Raw genomic sequence first — 16,937 nt, 5'->3', positions numbered from 1 at the left:
GTCGGCGATCCACGGCAGGTCGCTGCCAGTTTATGGCTCAACCATGATGTGCGTTTGCCAAGTCCCACCCAGCCGTACTAAATCGCCTACCCGTCCGGGCGGGCAAGGCGATGGTCCGGCGCCTGCGGCTTGATTCCGGTCCGAGTGTGTTTACCAGTCCGTCGGCCCCTTCTCGGCAAACTCATGCACGAGGAAGTCGATGAACGCCCGCACCTTGGGCTGGGTGAACCGGCCCGGTGGATAGACGGCATAGATGCCTTGCGTTTCCAGCGGCAGTTCGGGGATGGCATCCTCAACCAACCCTTTTTCCATCGCATCGGCGTAAAGAAAGCTTGGTAGATAGGCGATCCCCAGTCCCGAAATCGCGGCGTTCAAAAGGCTCTGCCCGTCATTGACCGACAGCCAGCCCGCCGTGCGGACCTGCCGCTTTTCACCCGAAGGTGCGGTCAGTTTCCACACATTGCCCGACGACTGGTTCGAGTAATGCAGCAACTTGTGATTGTTCAGATCATCGATCTTTTCCGGCCGTCCGTATTGTTCGAAATACTTCGGGCTGGCGATCATGCGTTTGGTCGTCTCGGTCAGCTTGCGCGCGCGCAGGGTGCTGTCCTCCAACTCGCCGATCCGCACGGCCATGTCGAAGCCTTCCGAGATCAGCTCGACGTAGCGGTTGTTCAGCACCATGTTCACCGTGATGTCGGGAAAGTCCTGCAAGAACTCCGACAGCGCAGGTGACAAATGATTCACGCCAAAGTCCGTCGCGACCGAAATCCGCAACAGCCCCGAAGGCGCGGATTGCATTGAGGTGACCAGCGCATCGGCCTCGCCTGCGTCGTTCAGCACGCGGCGGGCGCGGTCGTAATAGGCCAGCCCGATCTCCGTGGGCGACACGCGGCGGGTGGTACGGTTAAGCAACCGCGCCCCCAAGCGGGCCTCAAGTGAGGATACATGCTTTGAGACAGCGGATTTCGAGATCCCCATCTTCTTGGCGGCATCTGTAAAGCCGCCTTGATCCACCACTGTGGCAAACGCTTCCATTTCCGTAAGGCGGTCCATTGCCTGTCCCTTCGCATTGATCTTGTTGCCCTCAGGTATGGGCGGCAATTCAGGCAGGATCGGGGCAGAGGCAAGACAGTCCCGTGGTCTTTGCAGGGATCGTTCATGGCATGGAAACGGCAGAACAATCCGTTTCCGAGGGGCTTACAGCCAGCGCAGCCATTTCAGAACCGCCAGCATGAGCGCGGCGAGGCCGACCATGGCAAGGCAAAGGACGGCAAAGGCGCGCGGATCGTCCACGCCGGGCATCCCGCCGACGTTCACGCCGAAAAGCCCGGTGAGAAACCCCAGCGGCAGGAAGACAGCCGCGGCGATCGACAGCACATAGCCATGGCGCGCTTGGCGTTGGGCGACTTGGTTGTCGTGTTCGTCCTGTACCGTGACGATGCGTTCTTGCAGGGCGTCCAGTTCCTCCACCACGATGGCGGTGCGGTTCGCCAACTCGCGCAGCTTCATTGAATCGACATCCGGGACCAGCGGCAGGTCTAGGTCCGCCAACCGCTCCAACGCGCTGCGCTGCGGGGCGAGGTAGCGTTCGAGTTTGATCGTGCTGCGGCGGGTGACGGGCAGGTCTTTGGGCGGCGGGGTGCTGAGGTCTTCGAGGTCGATTTCATAGAAAGCCGTCCGGTCCGCCAGCCGCGCCACTTCGATCTGCACCCGTGCGGTCAACCTTGAGACCAGCGCTTCGAGGAAGGCCGAAGGCCGGGGCGGGGCGTTGCTCTGGGCGGCCAGTGCGCGCAATTCATCAATGGCAAAGACCCGGCGCATCCGCACAGTAATCACCACCGCATCCGTCACCCACATCCGGACCGAGACCATCTGGTCGGCCTGCTGCCCTTCGTTCAGGTTGATGCCGCGCAGATTGAGGATCAGACCGTCCTCATATTCATCGCAGCGCGGGCGCGTTTCGGGTTGCAGCAATGCGCCCGCCGGGATCTCGGGCAGGTGTTCGGCCAGCCAGGGCGCCAGCGCGGGATCGGCCATGTCGAAATGCCACCAACGGTAGCGCGCAGGCCCGGTCAGTTTGGTGTCTTCGGGCACCGTGGTGGTGCCGTCATCAGATATGTCAAAGACGCAGAGGGGCATGGTCACCTATTGGCTGGCAAAAGCGGTCAGGTGATTTAGCGGGTTGCGCGCGCCGGGTGCAAGGGCGCGCGCCAGCGCACAGGGTTAGAAGATGCGCTCAAACGCATAGGGTCAGAGGGCTGCAGCCAGACGTGTGCCTTGGTTGATCGCGCGTTTCGCGTCAAGCTCTGCCGCCACATCGGCGCCGCCGATCACATGACAGGCGGTGCCGCTGGCCTCTAGGGTGTCGGCAAGACTGCGGTCAGAGAGTTGCCCGGCGCAGAGCACGATGGTGTCGGCCTCGATCAGCGTGGGGTTCTCCCGCGCCTCGCCAAAGGAAATGTGCAGCCCCTGTTCGTCGATACTTTCGTAGTTCACACCCGCGATCATCTTCACGTTGCGCATAGTGAGAGAGGCGCGGTGAATCCAGCCCGTGGTTTTGCCCAAGCCTTTGCCGGGTTTGCTGGTCTTGCGTTGCAGCATGGTGATCTGCCGCGCAGGCGCGGGGGGCTGTGGCCCTTCGGGGGCCAGCCCGCTGCGATGTTCGCCCGGATCGGTGACACCCCATTCGCGCATCCATTCTGGCAGGTTCAGCGTGCTGCTCTCGCCGTCGTGCACCAGATGTTCCGACACGTCGAAACCGATCCCGCCCGCACCGATCACGGCGACCCGCTGGCCGACCTTTGCCGTGCCGTTCAGCACATCGATGTAGCTCACGACATTGCCGCCGTCTTGCCCCGGAATTTGTGGGTCACGCGGCACAACGCCGGTGGCGATGATGACCTCGTCGAAGCCGCGAAGCGCATCGGCGGTGGCTTCGGTCTCAAGCTGCACGGTCACGTCGTGGACCTTGAGCATGGTGCGGTACCAATCGACTAAGCCCCAGAATTCTTCTTTCCCTGCCACTTGCTTGGCGAGGTTAAGCTGCCCGCCGATCTCGCTGGCTCGGTCGATCAGCGTCACCTTATGCCCACGTTCCGCCGCCGTGATGGCCGCCGAGAGCCCCGCAGGACCGGCTCCGACCACGGCGATGGACTTCGCGTTTGCAACGGGCTCGATCCGCAACTCCGTCTCATAGCAGGCGCGTGGGTTCACAAGGCAGGTGGAGATCTTGCCGCCAAAAGTATGGTCGAGGCAGGCTTGGTTGCAGGCGATGCAGGGGGCGATCCGCTCGGCCTGACCGGCCTTGGCCTTGGCAAGGAAATCGGCATCGGCCAGCATCGGACGGGCGAGGCTGACCATATCGGCGCAGCCCTCCGCCAGCACCTCCTCGGCCACTTGCGGCGTGTTGATCCGGTTCGAGGTGATCAGCGGGATGCCCACCTTGCCCATCAGCTTTTTCGTGACCCACGCAAAGGCCGCGCGCGGGACAGAAGTGGCGATGGTGGGGATGCGCGCCTCGTGCCAGCCGATGCCGGTGTTGATGATATTGGCGCCCGCCTTCTCGACCTCTTGGGCCAGTTGCACGACCTCCTCAAAGGTTGAGCCGTTGGGGATGAGGTCGATCATCGACAGGCGGTAGATCAGGATGAAATCTTCGCCCACCGTTTCGCGCACCCGGCGCACCACCTCCAGCGGCAGGCGCATACGGTTTTCATAGGATCCGCCCCAGCGGTCCTCGCGCTTGTTGGTATGGGAGACGAGGAACTGGTTCAGAAAATACCCCTCCGACCCCATGATCTCGACCCCGTCGTAGCCTGCCTCCCGCGCGCGCAGGGCGCAGGCGGCGATATCGCTGATCTGTTTCTCGATGCCTTCCTCGTCCAACTCCTTGGGTGCGAACATAGAGATGGGGGATTTCACCGCGCTTGGGGCCACGCATTCGGGGGTAAAGGCATAGCGGCCCGCGTGCAGGATTTGCATGGCGATCTTGCCGCCTGCCTCATGCACCCGCTGGGTGATGATGCTGTGGTTGTCGACGTCCTTCTGGCTGACCATCATCGCCGCGCCATGGGCCACCGCGCCTTCGCGGTTCGGCCCGATGCCGCCGGTGACCATCAGGCCCACATCGCCCCGCGCCCGCGCGGCGTAGAACTCGGCCACGCGGTTCCAGTCGCCGGTTTCCTCCAGCCCGGTGTGCATCGACCCCATCAGCAAGCGGTTCTTCAGCGTGGTAAAACCAAGGTCGAGCGGGGCAAGCAGGTGGGGGTAATCGGACATGGCTTTACCTTTCTGGGTGGGCTGGGTCACTGTGACATCATCGGAAACGGCAGAGCAAGTCACGCGAAACGCCGCGTCATCCGCGCGGCTCACGGCGGGTCAAGACAGAGGTGTTGGATGGGGCTGGTAGGGGTAATGCTGCGCTTTATGGCCGGGTCAAACAGGTAGCGATTGCGGCGGGCGAGGCCCGGCTGTCGACCCATGCCAGCCTGATGGCGCGCCCTGCCTTTGAGGCGATGGGCTTTCGTGTTATCGCAGCAGAGCGCGTCGCACGGTCAGATGAATATCTGGACCGCTTTGAAATGGAGAAGATACTGACATGACCCCCGAAGAGATTGCCAAACTGCCCTACCGTGCTTGCGTCGGCGTGATGCTGGTGAATGCTGAGGGCGGGGTCTTTGTCGGCCAGCGGCGCGACCGGGATCAGGACGCTTGGCAGATGCCGCAGGGCGGGGTGGATAAGGGCGAGGCCGCGCGTGATGCGGCCCTGCGCGAGTTGGAGGAAGAGACCGGCATCCCTCGCGATTTGGTGCGGATCGAGGCCGAGACTTCCCGTTGGCTGCCCTATGATCTGCCGCATGAACTGGTGCCCCACATCTGGAAAGGCCGCTACCGGGGGCAGGAACAAAAATGGTTTCTCATGCGTTTTCTGGGGCAGGACGATCAGGTCAATATCCAGACGGCCGAACCTGAATTCTCGGAATGGCGTTGGATGCCCGCAGATCAACTGGTCGCGAATATCGTGCCGTTCAAACGCGCGGTATATACGGCAGTTCTTGAAGAGTTTGAGGAGAAGTTATGACACGGATCATCGCCTGCGCCCTCGCCACCTTGGCCCCGCTGCCTGCGCTTGCGCTCAGTTGTCTGCCCCATTCGGTCGAGGCGACCTATCAACGCGCGGCCAAGGCCGAAGAGAGCTATGTCGTGGTGCAGGGGCGTCTGACCTTTGACGCCGCCGCCTTGCCAAAGACCGGCAAAGTCGGGAGCAACCCGCCCGAAGAGACGCCGCTGCGGGCGCAAATCAGCGGCAAGGCGTTGTCGGAAGGGGGCTTTGATGTGCCCTTTGACCAGCCATTGATGCTCAACGTTCTGTGCTTTGGCCCGTGGTGCGGCTCTGCCGAGGAGGGGGACGTTCTGGCCTTTCTCGAACGCAAACCGGATGGGGCCTATGCACTGGAAAGCAACCCCTGTGGCGGCGACCTCTTTGGTTCGCCGAAGCCTGCAATGGTCGACAAGGTGATCGCTTGTTTCCAAGGGGCAGAGTGCACGCCGGTTCGGTAATCCGGCGGCAGTTTTACCCTTCGCCGTTCCTACCCTTCGATAAGCGGCACTTGCGGCGCCGCATCGCGCGGCAGCAGGCCGGTCAGGCGCGGATCGTCGTCGATCTCGACCTGACGGCGAACGGGGGTGAAGCCTGAGCGCGCATAAAAGCCAAGCGCCTGCGGGCTGTCGTTGGTGCAGGTGTGCAGGTGCAGCCGGGTGATCGGCTGTTTCCATGCCAGGGTGATCGCTTGGTTCATCAGATACCGCCCCGATCCGCTGCCAATCAGCGCCGAGGTCAGCCCGAAATAGGCCAGTTCGCAGGTGCCATCTTCGGGGAAGTTCAGCTCAAGAAGCGCCTCGTCCTTGCCATCGCGGGTCAGTGTATAGAAGGCCCGCGCCGGGTCTTGCAGCACCGCGGAGAGGCCCGCGTCATCCAGCTTGAGCCGCCCGTACCACAGCCAATCCATCCCAACCCGGCAGAAAATGTCGCGAAACCAGTCGAGCGTCGGTGTGACCTTTTGAAAGGTCACACCCTCGGGCAGGGGCACCTCCCGCAAGCTGGGTTTGGCGTCCATTTCCAGATGGGTCACCACCACCGCAAGTTTGCCGGGCGGGACATCGTGAAAGCCGTTCTCGATCATCAGACCAGCCCTTCGGCCTTGAACAGGGCCATGATGTCGGTCTGGGGGCGGGGCCCGATGTGGCGGATCACCTCGCCTGCGCAGATGTTGCCCATGCGGCCACAGGTCTCCAGATCGCGGCCCGTGGCGAGACCATAGAGGAAGCCCGCCGCGAATTGGTCGCCTGCGCCCGTGGCATCCACCGGGACGACCTTTTCGACCGGCACGTCGACACGTTCCTCGCCCCGCACCAGCGTGACCCCGTCGCCCGACCGGGTGCAGACCACCAGCGGGCAAATCTCGGCGGTTTTGGCCAGCGCGGCTTCGGTATCGTCGGTCTCCCACAGGGCGCGAATCTCGGCCTCGTTGCCGATGACATAGCCCAGATCGTTTTCGATCAGTGCGAGGAAATCATCGCGGTGACGCTCCACGCAGAAGGGGTCGGAGATGGCGATACCCGCCATGCCGCCACCGGCCGTCGCCGCGCGCGCGGCCTCACGAAAGGCGGTTTTGCCCGCGTCATGGTCAAAGAGGTAGCCCTCAAGGAACATCAGCTTGGCCCTTTCCGTCACCGCCTGCGGCACGTCAGCCGAGGTCAGCCCGGTCGAGATGCCGAGATATGTGTTCAGCGACCGCTCCCCATCTGGGGTAACGAAGATCATGCAGCGCGAGGTTGGGTTCTCCCCCTCGGTCACCGGGGCGTTGACGAAATCGATGCCGATGTCGGTCATCGCCTTGGCGTAGAACTGGCCCAGTTCATCATCGCGCACCCGCCCAATGAAGGCGGTCTTGAGGCCCAGCGCGCCCGCGCCTGCGACGGTATTGGCGACCGAGCCGCCCGGCGTCTGCACGCGGTCTTGCATCGCGGTATAGAGATCTTCGGCGCGGTCACGTTCGATCAACTGCATGATGCCTTTTTCGATGCCGTTCTCGGCAAGGAAAGTGTCATCGGCATGGGAGATCACGTCGACGACGGCGTTGCCGATGCCAACCACTTCGTATTGGGTCATTCTGTCTTGTCCTCGTATTGGCACAGGTCACGGATGATACAGGTGCGGCACAGCGGTTTGCGTGCCTTGCAATGATAGCGGCCATGCAGGATCAGCCAGTGATGGGCATGACGCTGGAAATCAGCGGGGATGTTGTCTTCGATGGCGCGTTCGACTGTGTCGACGGTTTTGCCCGGCGCGATGCCGGTGCGGTTGCCAACGCGGAAGATATGCGTGTCCACCGCCTGCGCGGGCTGGCCCCACCACATATTGAGCACCACATTCGCCGTTTTGCGCCCCACCCCCGGCAGCGATTGCAGCGCCGCGCGGGAATTGGGCACCTCACCGTCGTAATCGTCGACGAGGATTTGGCTCAGTTTGATGACGTTCTTGGCTTTCTGACGGTAGAGGCCGATGGTTTTGATATGGTCGATCAGCCCCTCAACCCCCAGATCCAGCATCTTCTGCGGGGTGTCGGCGATTTTGAAAAGCTCGCGCGTGGCTTTGTTGACGCCCGCATCGGTGGATTGCGCGCTCAGCGCCACGGCCACAACCAGCGTATAGACGTTCACATGTTCCAACTCGCCCTCGGGCTCAGGCTCTGCCTGCTGGAAGCGTGCGAAGATCTCGCGGATGGTATGATAATCAAGTTGGCGGGCCATGGCTCTGGGTATGCGATGAATGACGCGGCAGGGCAAGCGGGGGCGGGCTGCGATACATTGGCGCAAGAAACGGGTCGCGCGGGGGCTGGGGCGTGGCTAATCTAGGGGCATGACACAGATCGCACAGATATCCCCCGCGCCCGAAGATCAGGGTTACCACTATCAGGTGATGCGCCGCGCCATCGCCCTGATCGATGAGGCCGAAGACCCCAAGCAACTGGACTGGATCGCCGGGGAAATGGGCATGTCCGCCGCGCATTTCCAGCGGCTGTTCTCGCGCTGGGTGGGGGTGTCGCCCAAACGCTACCAGCAATATCTGATGCTGGATCAGGCCAAGGTCATGCTGCGCGATCACTTCACCACATTGGCGGCGGCACATGAGTTGGGGCTATCAGGCAGCGGACGGTTGCATGACCTGTTCCTGCGCTGGGAGGCGATGAGCCCCGGTGAGTTCGCCCGAAAAGGCGCCGGGCTAACGATCTATTGGGGGTGGTTTGACAGCCCCTTTGGTCCGACGCTGGTGATGGGCACCGACAAAGGCATCTGCGGCTTGGCGCTCTCCTCCGAAGTGGGAGAGGACGCGGCGATGGAGGACCTTTGCAGCCGGTGGCCCATGGCCGATTTCGTCGAAGCACCCGACCGCCTGCGTCCATGGGTCGATACCGCGTTTGGCATGCAAAAAGACCCCGAAGCGAAGGCACCGCTCTACCTCATCGGTGCGCCGTTTCAAATCAAGGTCTGGGAGGCGCTGTTGAGCATCCCGTCGGGGCAGGTGACCACCTATTCCGAGATCGCGCAGAGCATCGGCAGCCCCCGTGCCGTGCGCGCCGTAGGCACGGCGGTGGGGCGCAATCCGGTGAGTTGGCTGATCCCCTGTCACCGCGCGCTGCGCAAAAGCGGCGGCTTGGGCGGCTATCACTGGGGCCTGCCGGTAAAACGGGCGATGCTGGCCTTTGAATCCGCGCGGGCAGAGGCGCAAACTCCCCCATCTGGGCGGGTTTCTGCCGAATAACGGTTATATGTAATGTTCGCGGGAACATTGAGTGCCTATATTGCGTTCACGTCAAGATGCCCCGCCCGAACGGGGCCCGCAAACATGAAGGCAGTAGACATGATTTCTTCGAAGATGACTTTGGCCGCCGCTCTGGCCGGCGCGATGACACTGGGTGCGTGTACGCAGCCTCTGCAGCCCGGCAATGGCGATCCCAACCAGCGGACCAAGAATGGCGCTTTGATCGGTGCGGGCGTCGGGGCCCTTGCCGGTGCGATTTCCGAAGGTGACGGCAAAGGCGCGCTGAAAGGCGCTTTGATCGGCGGCACGATCGGCGCAGGCGTGGGTTACTCGCTTGATAAGCAAGAAGCCGAGTTGCGCGCCGCGATGGACAGCCGTGTGGTCATTACCAACACCGGCGACCGTCTGATCGTGACCCTGCCGCAGGATATCCTGTTCGCGACCGACAGCACCAATGTATCGCCCGCCCTGCGTGACGATCTGGCCGCGCTGGCGCAGAATGTGAACGTTTATCAGAACTCCACCCTGCAGGTCGTCGGCCACACCGACAGCGATGGCGAAGCAGCGTATAACCAGCAGCTTTCCGAGCGTCGCGCGCAGGCTGTGGGCAATATCCTGCTGTCCAACGGCGTGCCGCAGCAGCGTTTGCAGACATTTGGCCGTGGCGAAAGCCAGCCGGTGGCGAGTAACCTGAGTGCCGCAGGCAAGGCGCAGAACCGCCGGGTCGAGATCGTGATCCTGCCGAACGCACGCTAAGCCGCGACCCTTTGGGAACGGTACTGAACCCCGGCCAGTGGCCGGGGTTTTTCTTTGGCCTAAAGGTTATCGCCGACCCGGAACCCAACGGGGATAGTGTCGCGCCCCTCAAGCAGCAGATCTGCCATCACCTCTGCTACTTTGGGGGCCATACCAAAGCCGATTTTGAACCCGCCATTGGCGATATACTGCCCCGGCCTGCCGGGCCATGTGCCCAGCATCGGCGCGCGGCTGCGGCTGCGGGGGCGCAGCCCGGCCCAGCGTTCGATCACCGGCGCGTCTTGCAAGGCGGGCACCGCCGCGCGGGCCTTGGCGATCACCACGTCAAGCTGTGCATCGGTGCTGTCGGGGCTGTCATATTCGCGTTCTGTCGTGCCGCCGACGGCCACCGTGCCGTCCAGATGCGGGATCACATGCACACCATCGGCAAAGAGCTGCGCCGCGCCGCCTTGGTCGAGTTGCAAGAGCGCGGCTTGACCCTTGATCCCTGCGCCAACCAGACGCGGGTGGCCCGCATTCAACGTCTCCAACCCCGCGACGCCGGTGGCCCAGAGGGTCTGGCCCGCCTCGGGGGCTTCGGCCACAATCTCAACGCCTTTCACCGCCAAGGCCGCCACCAGCGCCGCGCAGGCTTGGCGTGGGTGGACGAGGGCGCTGAGCGTGTCGTGGATCAGCCACCCGGTGGGGCTGTGCGGGGCCCAATCGCGATCCTCGGCGCGGATCAATTCCCACCGGGCACGGCCCTGCCAGAGCTCGGCTGCCGTGTCTTGCCGTTGCCGCGCCAGCGCGAGCGCCGCGTCATCCGCCACCGGCTGCAGCCGCCCGCTGCGGATATAACCCGGGGCGTGACCGCCCACGGCCTCAACCTCGGCCCAGAAACCCTCAGCGCTGAGCAGGCTTTCAAGCTGAAAGGCTTTCTTAGCGTTCCAATTCTCCGGCACATGCGGCGCCAGCGCGCCCACGATCCCGCCCGAGGCGCCTGCCGCCGGTCCTGCCGGGTCCACCACCCGCACCGATGCCCCGCGCAGCGCGCAGGCCCAAGCCACCGACAGGCCGAAAATCCCGGCCCCTCTTACGGTTACATCCACCATTGCCATTCCCCGCCAGCTTGCGCAGTGTCTGCGCGACTTCACTCCCCCTCTAGCAGGACGTACCGTGCCAAACCAGAATACCCAGATCACGTGGCGCGAGGGCCAAGTGCCCGTCTCGACCCAGTTCGATGATCCCTACTTCAGCCTAGAGGATGGCGCGGCGGAGACGGCCTATGTCTTTCTGGCGGGCAATGATCTGCCTGAGCGGTTTCGCCCCGGTTTTCACATCGCCGAACTGGGCTTTGGCACCGGGCTGAACCTGCTGCTCGCGTGGGATGCTTGGATGCGCGCGGGTCTTGACGGGCCGCTGCATTTCACCAGTTTCGAAGCCTACCCAATGCGGCCTGAGGATATGGCGCAGGCCCATGCGGCCTTTCCCGCGCTTGACGGGCGGCGTGATGCGCTGACAGCGGCGTGGGATGGCACCGGCGGCGTGTTGGAACTGCCCGGCCTGCGCGCCGAGATCATCATCGGTGATGCGCGGCAGGCCCTCCCCGCGTGGCAGGGGCAGGCCGATGCTTGGTTCCTCGACGGGTTCTCGCCCGCCAAGAACCCTGAGTTGTGGGGCGATGCTCTGTTGGCCGAAGTCGCCCACCACACCGCGCCCGGTGGCACTGCCGCGACCTATACCGCCGCAGGCTTCGTCCGCCGCGCGCTCAGCGCGGGCGGGTTCGAAGTCACCCGCATCCCCGGCTATGGCCGCAAACGCCACATGACCCGCGCGCAGATGCCAGCATGAGCCAGTCCAGCGTGCCTCAATCCAATAACATCCCGCTTGGCATCATGCTGATGATCGCCACGACAATGGTCTTTGCCGTCCAAGACGGGCTGTCGCGTCATTTGGCCGAAAATTACAACGTGCTGATGGTGGTGATGATCCGCTATTGGTTCTTTGCCGCTTTCGTTATCGCGCTGGCGCTGCGCAAAGCGGGCGGCATCCGCAAAGCCGCCGCGACCACGCAGCCTGCGGTGCAGATCCTGCGTGGCGTGCTGTTGTCGGCGCAAATTTGTACGATGGTGCTGGGCTTCACGATCCTTGGGCTGGTGGAAAGCCATGCTGTCTTCACCTGTTATCCACTGCTGGTGGCGGCGCTGTCGGGCCCGATATTGGGTGAAAAGGTCGGCTGGCGGCGGTGGGCCGCGATTGGTGTGGGGTTCATCGGGGTGCTGGTGATCCTGCAACCGGGGCTGCGGGTGGTGGACCCTGCCGCCGCGATCCCTCTGGCAGGGGCGGCAATGTTCGCAGTTTATGGATTGCTCACCCGCTATGTCGCACGGCGTGACAATACGGCGACGAGTTTCTTTTGGACCGGCGTGACCGGAGCGGCGGTGATGACCGCCGTCGGCGTCTGGTTTTGGGAGCCGATGACACCGGGCAACTGGCTGTTGATGGGCACGCTTTGCATCACCGGGGTCACGGGCCATTGGCTGCTGATACGGTGTTATGAGGTTGCCGAGGCGAGCGCCGTTCAACCCTTTGCCTATACGCAGTTGATCTTTACCGTGATCATTGGTCTGTCGGTCTTTAACGAAGTGCTGCGTCCCAGCGTGGTGCTGGGCGCGGGCATGATCGTGGCGGCGGGGCTGTTCACCCTATGGCGCGAACGCCTTCAGCGTCGACCCGGTTAACTCTTCGCTAAAGGGGATCGGCAACGGGTCTTTCCCCAGTCGGGCGCGGTAGACGGGCAGGCTTTCGGTCACCCGCATGACGTAGTTCTGCGTCTCGCGGAAGGGGATCATCTCAATCCAATCGACGATGTCGATCTCGCCTTTGCGCGGGTCGCCATAGGTCGACATCCAGCGGCGCGGGCGGCTGGGGCCCGCGTTATAGGCGGCTGACATCATCGCCACATTGCCATCAAACTGCCCCGCCATTTGCGACAGGTAAGTCGCCCCAAGCCGCGCGTTGTAATCAGGATCGGCGGTCAGACGGTCTGTGGTGTGCTGGCTAGAGATGCCCAGATCGCGCGCCACGTCTTTCGCCGTTGCGGGCATGATCTGCATCAAGCCCCGCGCGCCGACACCGCTTTGGACGTTCGGGTCAAACTCGCTTTCGCGGCGCGCGATGGCAAGGGTCATTTCGGTGGCCATTGGCAGGTCTTTCTCGACCAGACTGTGCAGCGCATAATAGGGGGCGGGCACTTCCAACCCGCGCTGCGCCGCGCGTTTGCCAATCATCACCGCGATATGCGGCTGACCTGCGTCAATTGCCGCCTGCCCCAGCAGGGCGATGTCTTCGGGCACCAGTTGCTCTGCAAGATGGGTCCAGAACCGCTCTGCGGTGGACAGCTCACCCGAGGCCTGCAACAGCAACCCGGCTTCGAACAAGGGCGCGCGGGCCAGCGGGGATGTTCGCCAGTCTTGGGCCGGGGCCGCGCCAGTCAGCTTTTCGTCGAAGGGAATGCCGCCCCGCTCAGCGGCCAGCAGTCCGTAGAAGGATGTCTGATGCTTCGCCCCCATGGCATAGGCTTTGGCAGCCCCTTCGGCATCGCCCATCGCTTCCAACGCGCGGCCTTGCCAATAGCCGGCGCGGCCTTGGCTGATCGGGGATTCCACGGCGTTATCGTGGTTTTGAAAATGGCCCAACGCAGTGGTTGGGTCGTTTAGAAAGCGCAGCGAGATATAGCCCGAGAGCCACTCAAGGTCCGCGTAGTTCGAGCCGTCGGTCAGAAAATGCTGCGAGGCCAGCCGGTAGGCGGTTTTGGCATCGCCATTGCGCATCTCGTCCCGCGCCAAGGCGCGGCGGCGGTTGGCCCAAGCGCGGGGCTGGCCCAGCCCCACAGCCGAGGTCGACCTTGCCAGCATCAATGCCTTGGCGTCATCGCGCAGCCCTTTGCGCATCCGCCATTCAAAGCGGTCATGTGCCAGCCCCGGCGCATCGGCCTTTGATGCGGGCAGGGCGTCGATCTTGATGTTCACATCGCTTTCCAGCTTTTGCAGGGCGATGCGCGTCTCGGCCAGTGCCTTGTCGGCGCTGGAAACCAGATCGAACATCTGCCGTGCTTCTGAATGCTCGCGCTGCCAGAGCATTTCTTCGAGCCGCGCCGCGTGATGCGGGGCCAGAAGGCTGCCGTATGTGTCGACGAACAACTCCTGACTGGTGGCGTTCATCGGCATGGTGCGCCACGCCAGAACGAGGTTCGCCTCGGCCTCGCCGCGCTGGCCGCTGTCGATCAATGCCTTGGCATGGGCCAAGACCCCGCGCGGGGTCTGCGGGGCCATGGCCGAAAAGAAATCCAGTATGTCGTCTTGGGACTGTTTGATCGCCGCGGCTTCGGTCTGCCGGCGCAAATATGCCTCACCGGGCCAATCGGGCCTGCGGTTCAGAAAGTCACGCGCTTGCGTATAGGTGCCCCGCCCGGCGCGCAGGCGGTGCCATTCGATCACATCGGCGGCGACCTGCCCATCGCGGGCGGCCAAAGCCGCAGCCGCGTCCCAATTGCCGCTGCGCATCGCGTCCATCGCCCAGCCCAAAGGGCGCGGGCGCTGCGCTTCCGCAGGCACGGTCAGGACAAAAACACTCATGAGAATCGCCATCAGGCGCGTCATCGCTTGCATTTCCTACGTCTCCGAGGCTAGAGCCTTGCAACATATGGCTCGGGCGAGGTTTATCAAACATTAGTGCCCGTAAAAGTCTTCATCCAGTCCGGTTTTCCGCCGGCCAGCACTTAAGGAGCGTGCACATGTTCAAAGGCTCTCTGCCTGCCCTCGTCACGCCGTTTCGCAACGGCGCGCTGGATCTGGATACGCTCAAGAAACTTATCGAATGGCACATCGGCGAAGGGTCGAGCGGGCTTGTCCCCGTCGGCACCACCGGCGAATCCCCGACGCTGAGCCATGCCGAGCATGAGACCGTCGTCGAAGAGGTGGTCAAAGCCGTCGCTGGGCGCATCCCGGTGATTGCCGGTGCCGGGTCGAACAACACGGTCGAAAGCATCCGCCTTGCCCGCCACGCCGAAAAGGTCGGCGCCGACGCGCTGCTGGTGGTGACGCCCTATTACAACAAGCCTACGCAACGCGGCTTGGTGGCGCATTTCACCGCCGTGCATGACTGCTGTGAGCTGCCGATCATCATCTACAACATCCCCGGCCGTTCGGTCGTGGATATGCTGCCCGAGACGATGGGCGAGTTGGCTCAACTGCCGCGCATCGTCGGCGTGAAAGACGCCACCGGCGATCTGGCGCGCGTCAGCGATCAGCGCATCACCTGCGGCCCGGATTTCTGCCAGCTGTCCGGCGAAGACGCCACTGCGCATGGGTTCAATGCCCAAGGCGGCGTTGGCTGTATCTCGGTCACCGCCAATGTCGCACCGCGTCTTTCCGCGCAGATGCAGGCTGCTTGCCTAGAGGGTGATTACGCCAAAGCGTTGGAGCTTCAAGACCGTCTGATGCCGCTGCACAAAGCGATCTTTACCGAGCCGGGGCTGGTGGGCGTGAAATACGCCATGTCGCGGTTGGACCTGTGTTCTGACGAGGTGCGTCTGCCGCTGACAGAGCTGACGGACCCGACCAAGGAACTGGTCGATGCGGGGCTGCGTCATGCGGGTTTGATGAACTAAGACTGCTTTTTAATCCGTGAGTTAGAATGCAAGAGGGGGTGGAGACACCCCCTCTTTTGCGTTCAGCGTTTGCCGTAGTAGATGCCGACCACATGCTCCGCCTGCGCAAAGAACAGCCAGCGGGAGGTCAGCACCCCCGCTGCGTGACTGAGCACCGCGAGCGCAGCGGCAAGGTGGTGCATCACGGGCGATAGCAAAAGCAGCAGTGGCAGCAGCACCATAAGCGTAATCGCAATTACCCGCAGCTTCAGCGCGTGTTTGCGCCCAATCTGATAAACGAACTCTCGCAGCAGGTAGTTGCTGCCAGTATGCGGCGGCTCAAAGGCGCGGACGCTGCCGATATTGCCGAGCCGCGTCGCCGTAGCGATATCGGTGCCCGAGGCCGCCAGCGCCTGATCCCCGCGCCACCATGTGACGATCTGCACCACGCCCGCCAGCGCAAGAAGCAGCATCGCCGCGGTCACTTGCCCGGCCAGCAACGCGCCCCCCGCAATGCTAAGCGAGAGGAAATTCAGCGGCGTCATGACACTGTGCCAGCGCGGCACCGTCTTCATCTGAGCATAGATCATCGCCGTGGTCAGCACCGTCAGCAGCGACAGCGCCGCGCCAAGCAGCCCCAGCGGCCAAAGCCGCGTGTCATAGAACACCAGCCCCGCGCCATAGGCCACCATGGTCAGCAAGGCCGCGACCGAGGTCCAAGCTTCACGGCTAAGCCAACTGCTGCGCCATTGGGTAAAGGCCTTGAGCGCGCGTTCTGGATGGCCCAAGTGGAATGTCGATGCGATCAGCCCGCCCACGGCCAAAAGGTAAGCCAGCGCGAAGAAAACGAAGGCCACCCAGCCGGTCACGGCAGGCAGGCCGATGCCGAGCCATGCAAGCAGGCCAAAGCCGAGCCCCGACAGGCTGCTGAACAAGATGACAGATGGTGCCGGATGCATCAGAGCTTCTCCAAAGTGCGGTCAAGCCAGCCGAGGAAGCTTTTGGGGCCGCTGTCGATCGGGGCAAGGAAGGGCGCCAGTATGTCAATCTCCCTACTGTCCTCTGGGCCTTGCAACTGGTCGCGCGGGCGGGGCGGGAGGTATTTGTTGACCGGCTTGGTGCCTTGCTCGGGCATTAGGTCCACTCCGCCACGCTCGGCGACAAGCTGGCTGACCGCGCTGTCGGGGTCGCCCAGATCGCCAAAGTGCCGCGCGCCGGCGGGGCAGGTGCGTACACAGGCGGGCTGGCGGTCTTCTTCGGACAGGTTCTCGTTATAGATACGGTCGACGCAGAGGGTACATTTCTTCATCACACCTGCGGCCACGTCCATCTCACGCGCGCCGTAGGGGCAGGCCCAGGCGCAGAGGCCGCAGCCGATACAATCGCTTTCGTTGACCAGCACGATGCCGTCTTCGACGCGCTTGTAGCTCGCCCCCGTGGGGCAAACGGTGACGCAGGGCGCGTCATCGCAGTGCAGGCAGGATTTCGGGAAGTGAACGAGTTGCGCGGCACCGGCCTCGGGCTGCACCTCATAGCTGTGCACGCGGTTGAGGAAGGTGCCCGACGGGTCCGCGCCATAGGCGTCTTGGTCCGACAAGGGCGCGCCGTAGTTCTCGGTGTTCCAACCCTTGCAGGAGATCACGCATGCATGGCAGCCGACACAGGTATCAAGGTCGATCACAAGGCCGAGTTTGCGGTCGGTCTGTTGTGGGAGCGTGGTCATGG

At 63.3% G+C, this 16,937-nt stretch carries 18 protein-coding genes; 8 read left to right on the top strand and 10 right to left on the bottom strand.

Features of this window, described 5'->3' with window-relative positions; translation table 11 throughout:
- Positions 1-150 precede the first annotated feature (150 nt).
- From J3456_RS07485 to J3456_RS07475, 3 genes are all read right to left on the bottom strand, one after another.
- On the bottom strand, positions 151-1,056 hold the full coding sequence (locus J3456_RS07485; RefSeq protein ID WP_067629295.1) for a LysR family transcriptional regulator: 906 nt from the start codon (positions 1,054-1,056) through the stop codon (positions 151-153).
- 144 nt (positions 1,057-1,200) lie between these two features.
- Positions 1,201-2,142 (bottom strand): zinc transporter ZntB, encoded by a 942-nt coding sequence (locus tag J3456_RS07480; RefSeq protein WP_349579582.1) that lies wholly within the window; start codon positions 2,140-2,142, stop codon positions 1,201-1,203.
- Positions 2,143-2,253: 111 nt separating this feature from the next.
- Entirely contained in the window at positions 2,254-4,281 is a 2,028-nt protein-coding gene (locus J3456_RS07475; protein WP_349579581.1) for an FAD-dependent oxidoreductase, read from the bottom strand.
- A 113-nt stretch (positions 4,282-4,394) separates the two neighbouring features.
- Between J3456_RS07475 and J3456_RS07470 the strand changes: the two genes are divergently transcribed.
- The 3 genes from J3456_RS07470 to J3456_RS07460 are packed head-to-tail and all read left to right on the top strand — an operon-like array spanning position 4,395 to position 5,562.
- On the top strand, positions 4,395-4,604 hold the full coding sequence (locus tag J3456_RS07470) for a GNAT family protein (protein ID WP_349579580.1): 210 nt from the start codon (positions 4,395-4,397) through the stop codon (positions 4,602-4,604).
- Entirely contained in the window at positions 4,601-5,083 is a 483-nt protein-coding gene (locus J3456_RS07465; RefSeq protein WP_349579579.1) for an RNA pyrophosphohydrolase, read from the top strand. Before J3456_RS07470 ends, J3456_RS07465 begins: the two co-directional genes overlap by 4 nt.
- On the top strand, positions 5,080-5,562 hold the full coding sequence (locus J3456_RS07460; protein WP_067629283.1) for a hypothetical protein: 483 nt from the start codon (positions 5,080-5,082) through the stop codon (positions 5,560-5,562). Before J3456_RS07465 ends, J3456_RS07460 begins: the two co-directional genes overlap by 4 nt.
- 29 nt (positions 5,563-5,591) lie before the next feature.
- On the opposite strand, the gene J3456_RS07455 is transcribed toward J3456_RS07460, so the two are convergent.
- Genes J3456_RS07455 through nth form a run of 3 tightly spaced genes read right to left on the bottom strand, consistent with a single transcriptional unit; the run spans position 5,592 to position 7,815 of the window.
- Entirely contained in the window at positions 5,592-6,185 is a 594-nt protein-coding gene (locus J3456_RS07455) for a GNAT family N-acetyltransferase (RefSeq protein WP_349579578.1), read from the bottom strand.
- Positions 6,185-7,174 (bottom strand): adenosine kinase, encoded by a 990-nt coding sequence (locus J3456_RS07450; RefSeq protein WP_349579577.1) that lies wholly within the window; start codon positions 7,172-7,174, stop codon positions 6,185-6,187. Before J3456_RS07450 ends, J3456_RS07455 begins: the two co-directional genes overlap by 1 nt.
- Positions 7,171-7,815, bottom strand: coding sequence for an endonuclease III (gene nth, locus J3456_RS07445; protein WP_120352000.1), 645 nt, complete (start codon positions 7,813-7,815; stop codon positions 7,171-7,173). The genes J3456_RS07450 and nth overlap by 4 nt, the downstream gene beginning before the upstream one ends.
- A gap of 109 nt (positions 7,816-7,924) precedes the next feature.
- On the opposite strand from nth, the gene J3456_RS07440 reads away from it, so the two are divergent.
- Positions 7,925-8,827 carry a methylated-DNA--[protein]-cysteine S-methyltransferase gene (locus J3456_RS07440; protein ID WP_349579576.1) on the top strand — a complete coding sequence of 301 codons (903 nt, stop codon included), beginning with the start codon at positions 7,925-7,927 and terminating at the stop codon, positions 8,825-8,827.
- A 99-nt stretch (positions 8,828-8,926) separates the two neighbouring features.
- On the top strand, positions 8,927-9,583 hold the full coding sequence (locus tag J3456_RS07435) for a YiaD family glycine zipper/OmpA-like lipoprotein (RefSeq protein ID WP_067629273.1): 657 nt from the start codon (positions 8,927-8,929) through the stop codon (positions 9,581-9,583).
- Between the two features lie 59 nt (positions 9,584-9,642).
- Here the strand turns inward: J3456_RS07435 and J3456_RS07430 are convergent, their stop codons facing one another.
- Positions 9,643-10,680: an NAD(P)/FAD-dependent oxidoreductase gene (locus J3456_RS07430; RefSeq protein WP_349579575.1), complete on the bottom strand. Its 1,038-nt coding sequence runs from the start codon at positions 10,678-10,680 to the stop codon at positions 9,643-9,645.
- A gap of 58 nt (positions 10,681-10,738) precedes the next feature.
- On the opposite strand from J3456_RS07430, the gene mnmC2 reads away from it, so the two are divergent.
- Entirely contained in the window at positions 10,739-11,413 is a 675-nt protein-coding gene (gene mnmC2, locus J3456_RS07425; protein WP_349579574.1) for a tRNA (5-methylaminomethyl-2-thiouridine)(34)-methyltransferase MnmC2, read from the top strand.
- Positions 11,410-12,303: a DMT family transporter gene (locus J3456_RS07420; RefSeq protein ID WP_120351998.1), complete on the top strand. Its 894-nt coding sequence runs from the start codon at positions 11,410-11,412 to the stop codon at positions 12,301-12,303. The genes mnmC2 and J3456_RS07420 overlap by 4 nt, the downstream gene beginning before the upstream one ends.
- Here the strand turns inward: J3456_RS07420 and J3456_RS07415 are convergent.
- Complete coding sequence (locus tag J3456_RS07415; protein WP_349579573.1) at positions 12,268-14,232, bottom strand: lytic transglycosylase domain-containing protein; 1,965 nt, start codon at positions 14,230-14,232, stop codon at positions 12,268-12,270. The genes J3456_RS07420 and J3456_RS07415 overlap by 36 nt on opposite strands.
- 125 nt (positions 14,233-14,357) lie before the next feature.
- Here J3456_RS07415 and dapA point away from each other — a divergent pair, with 125 nt between their 5' ends.
- Positions 14,358-15,233 carry a 4-hydroxy-tetrahydrodipicolinate synthase gene (dapA, locus tag J3456_RS07410; RefSeq protein ID WP_067941085.1) on the top strand — a complete coding sequence of 292 codons (876 nt, stop codon included), beginning with the start codon at positions 14,358-14,360 and terminating at the stop codon, positions 15,231-15,233.
- A gap of 62 nt (positions 15,234-15,295) precedes the next feature.
- Here dapA and J3456_RS07405 read toward each other — a convergent pair whose 3' ends face one another.
- Both J3456_RS07405 and J3456_RS07400 read right to left on the bottom strand, forming a co-directional pair.
- Positions 15,296-16,171 carry a dimethyl sulfoxide reductase anchor subunit family protein gene (locus J3456_RS07405; protein ID WP_349579572.1) on the bottom strand — a complete coding sequence of 292 codons (876 nt, stop codon included), beginning with the start codon at positions 16,169-16,171 and terminating at the stop codon, positions 15,296-15,298.
- The gene (locus tag J3456_RS07400) at positions 16,171-16,935 is read right to left on the bottom strand and encodes a 4Fe-4S dicluster domain-containing protein (RefSeq protein WP_349579571.1); all 765 of its coding nucleotides are present in this window, start codon (positions 16,933-16,935) and stop codon (positions 16,171-16,173) included. The genes J3456_RS07405 and J3456_RS07400 overlap by 1 nt, the downstream gene beginning before the upstream one ends.
- Positions 16,936-16,937: the final 2 nt, after the last annotated feature.

The sequence above is a fragment of the Sulfitobacter sp. NFXS29 genome, assembly GCF_040148765.1.
Taxonomy (GTDB): Bacteria; Pseudomonadota; Alphaproteobacteria; order Rhodobacterales; family Rhodobacteraceae; genus Sulfitobacter.
Note: the sequence above shows the minus strand (reverse complement) of the source record. Positions and strands in the feature narration are given on the sequence as shown.

What these genes read in the sequence shown, in the direction of transcription:
- J3456_RS07430 (WP_349579575.1), bottom strand. Translation starts at nt 10,680, where the DNA reads ATGGCAATGGTGGATGTAACCGTAAGAGGGGCCGGGATTTTCGGCCTG.
- J3456_RS07420 (WP_120351998.1), top strand. Translation starts at nt 11,410, where the DNA reads ATGAGCCAGTCCAGCGTGCCTCAATCCAATAACATCCCGCTTGGCATC.
- J3456_RS07440 (WP_349579576.1), top strand. Translation starts at nt 7,925, where the DNA reads ATGACACAGATCGCACAGATATCCCCCGCGCCCGAAGATCAGGGTTAC.
- J3456_RS07465 (WP_349579579.1), top strand. Translation starts at nt 4,601, where the DNA reads ATGACCCCCGAAGAGATTGCCAAACTGCCCTACCGTGCTTGCGTCGGC.
- J3456_RS07485 (WP_067629295.1), bottom strand. Translation starts at nt 1,056, where the DNA reads ATGGACCGCCTTACGGAAATGGAAGCGTTTGCCACAGTGGTGGATCAA.
- J3456_RS07480 (WP_349579582.1), bottom strand. Translation starts at nt 2,142, where the DNA reads ATGCCCCTCTGCGTCTTTGACATATCTGATGACGGCACCACCACGGTG.
- J3456_RS07450 (WP_349579577.1), bottom strand. Translation starts at nt 7,174, where the DNA reads ATGACCCAATACGAAGTGGTTGGCATCGGCAACGCCGTCGTCGACGTG.
- J3456_RS07435 (WP_067629273.1), top strand. Translation starts at nt 8,927, where the DNA reads ATGATTTCTTCGAAGATGACTTTGGCCGCCGCTCTGGCCGGCGCGATG.
- nth (WP_120352000.1), bottom strand. Translation starts at nt 7,815, where the DNA reads ATGGCCCGCCAACTTGATTATCATACCATCCGCGAGATCTTCGCACGC.
- J3456_RS07460 (WP_067629283.1), top strand. Translation starts at nt 5,080, where the DNA reads ATGACACGGATCATCGCCTGCGCCCTCGCCACCTTGGCCCCGCTGCCT.
- dapA (WP_067941085.1), top strand. Translation starts at nt 14,358, where the DNA reads ATGTTCAAAGGCTCTCTGCCTGCCCTCGTCACGCCGTTTCGCAACGGC.
- J3456_RS07405 (WP_349579572.1), bottom strand. Translation starts at nt 16,171, where the DNA reads ATGCATCCGGCACCATCTGTCATCTTGTTCAGCAGCCTGTCGGGGCTC.
- J3456_RS07415 (WP_349579573.1), bottom strand. Translation starts at nt 14,232, where the DNA reads ATGCAAGCGATGACGCGCCTGATGGCGATTCTCATGAGTGTTTTTGTC.
- J3456_RS07400 (WP_349579571.1), bottom strand. Translation starts at nt 16,935, where the DNA reads ATGACCACGCTCCCACAACAGACCGACCGCAAACTCGGCCTTGTGATC.
- J3456_RS07455 (WP_349579578.1), bottom strand. Translation starts at nt 6,185, where the DNA reads ATGATCGAGAACGGCTTTCACGATGTCCCGCCCGGCAAACTTGCGGTG.
- J3456_RS07475 (WP_349579581.1), bottom strand. Translation starts at nt 4,281, where the DNA reads ATGTCCGATTACCCCCACCTGCTTGCCCCGCTCGACCTTGGTTTTACC.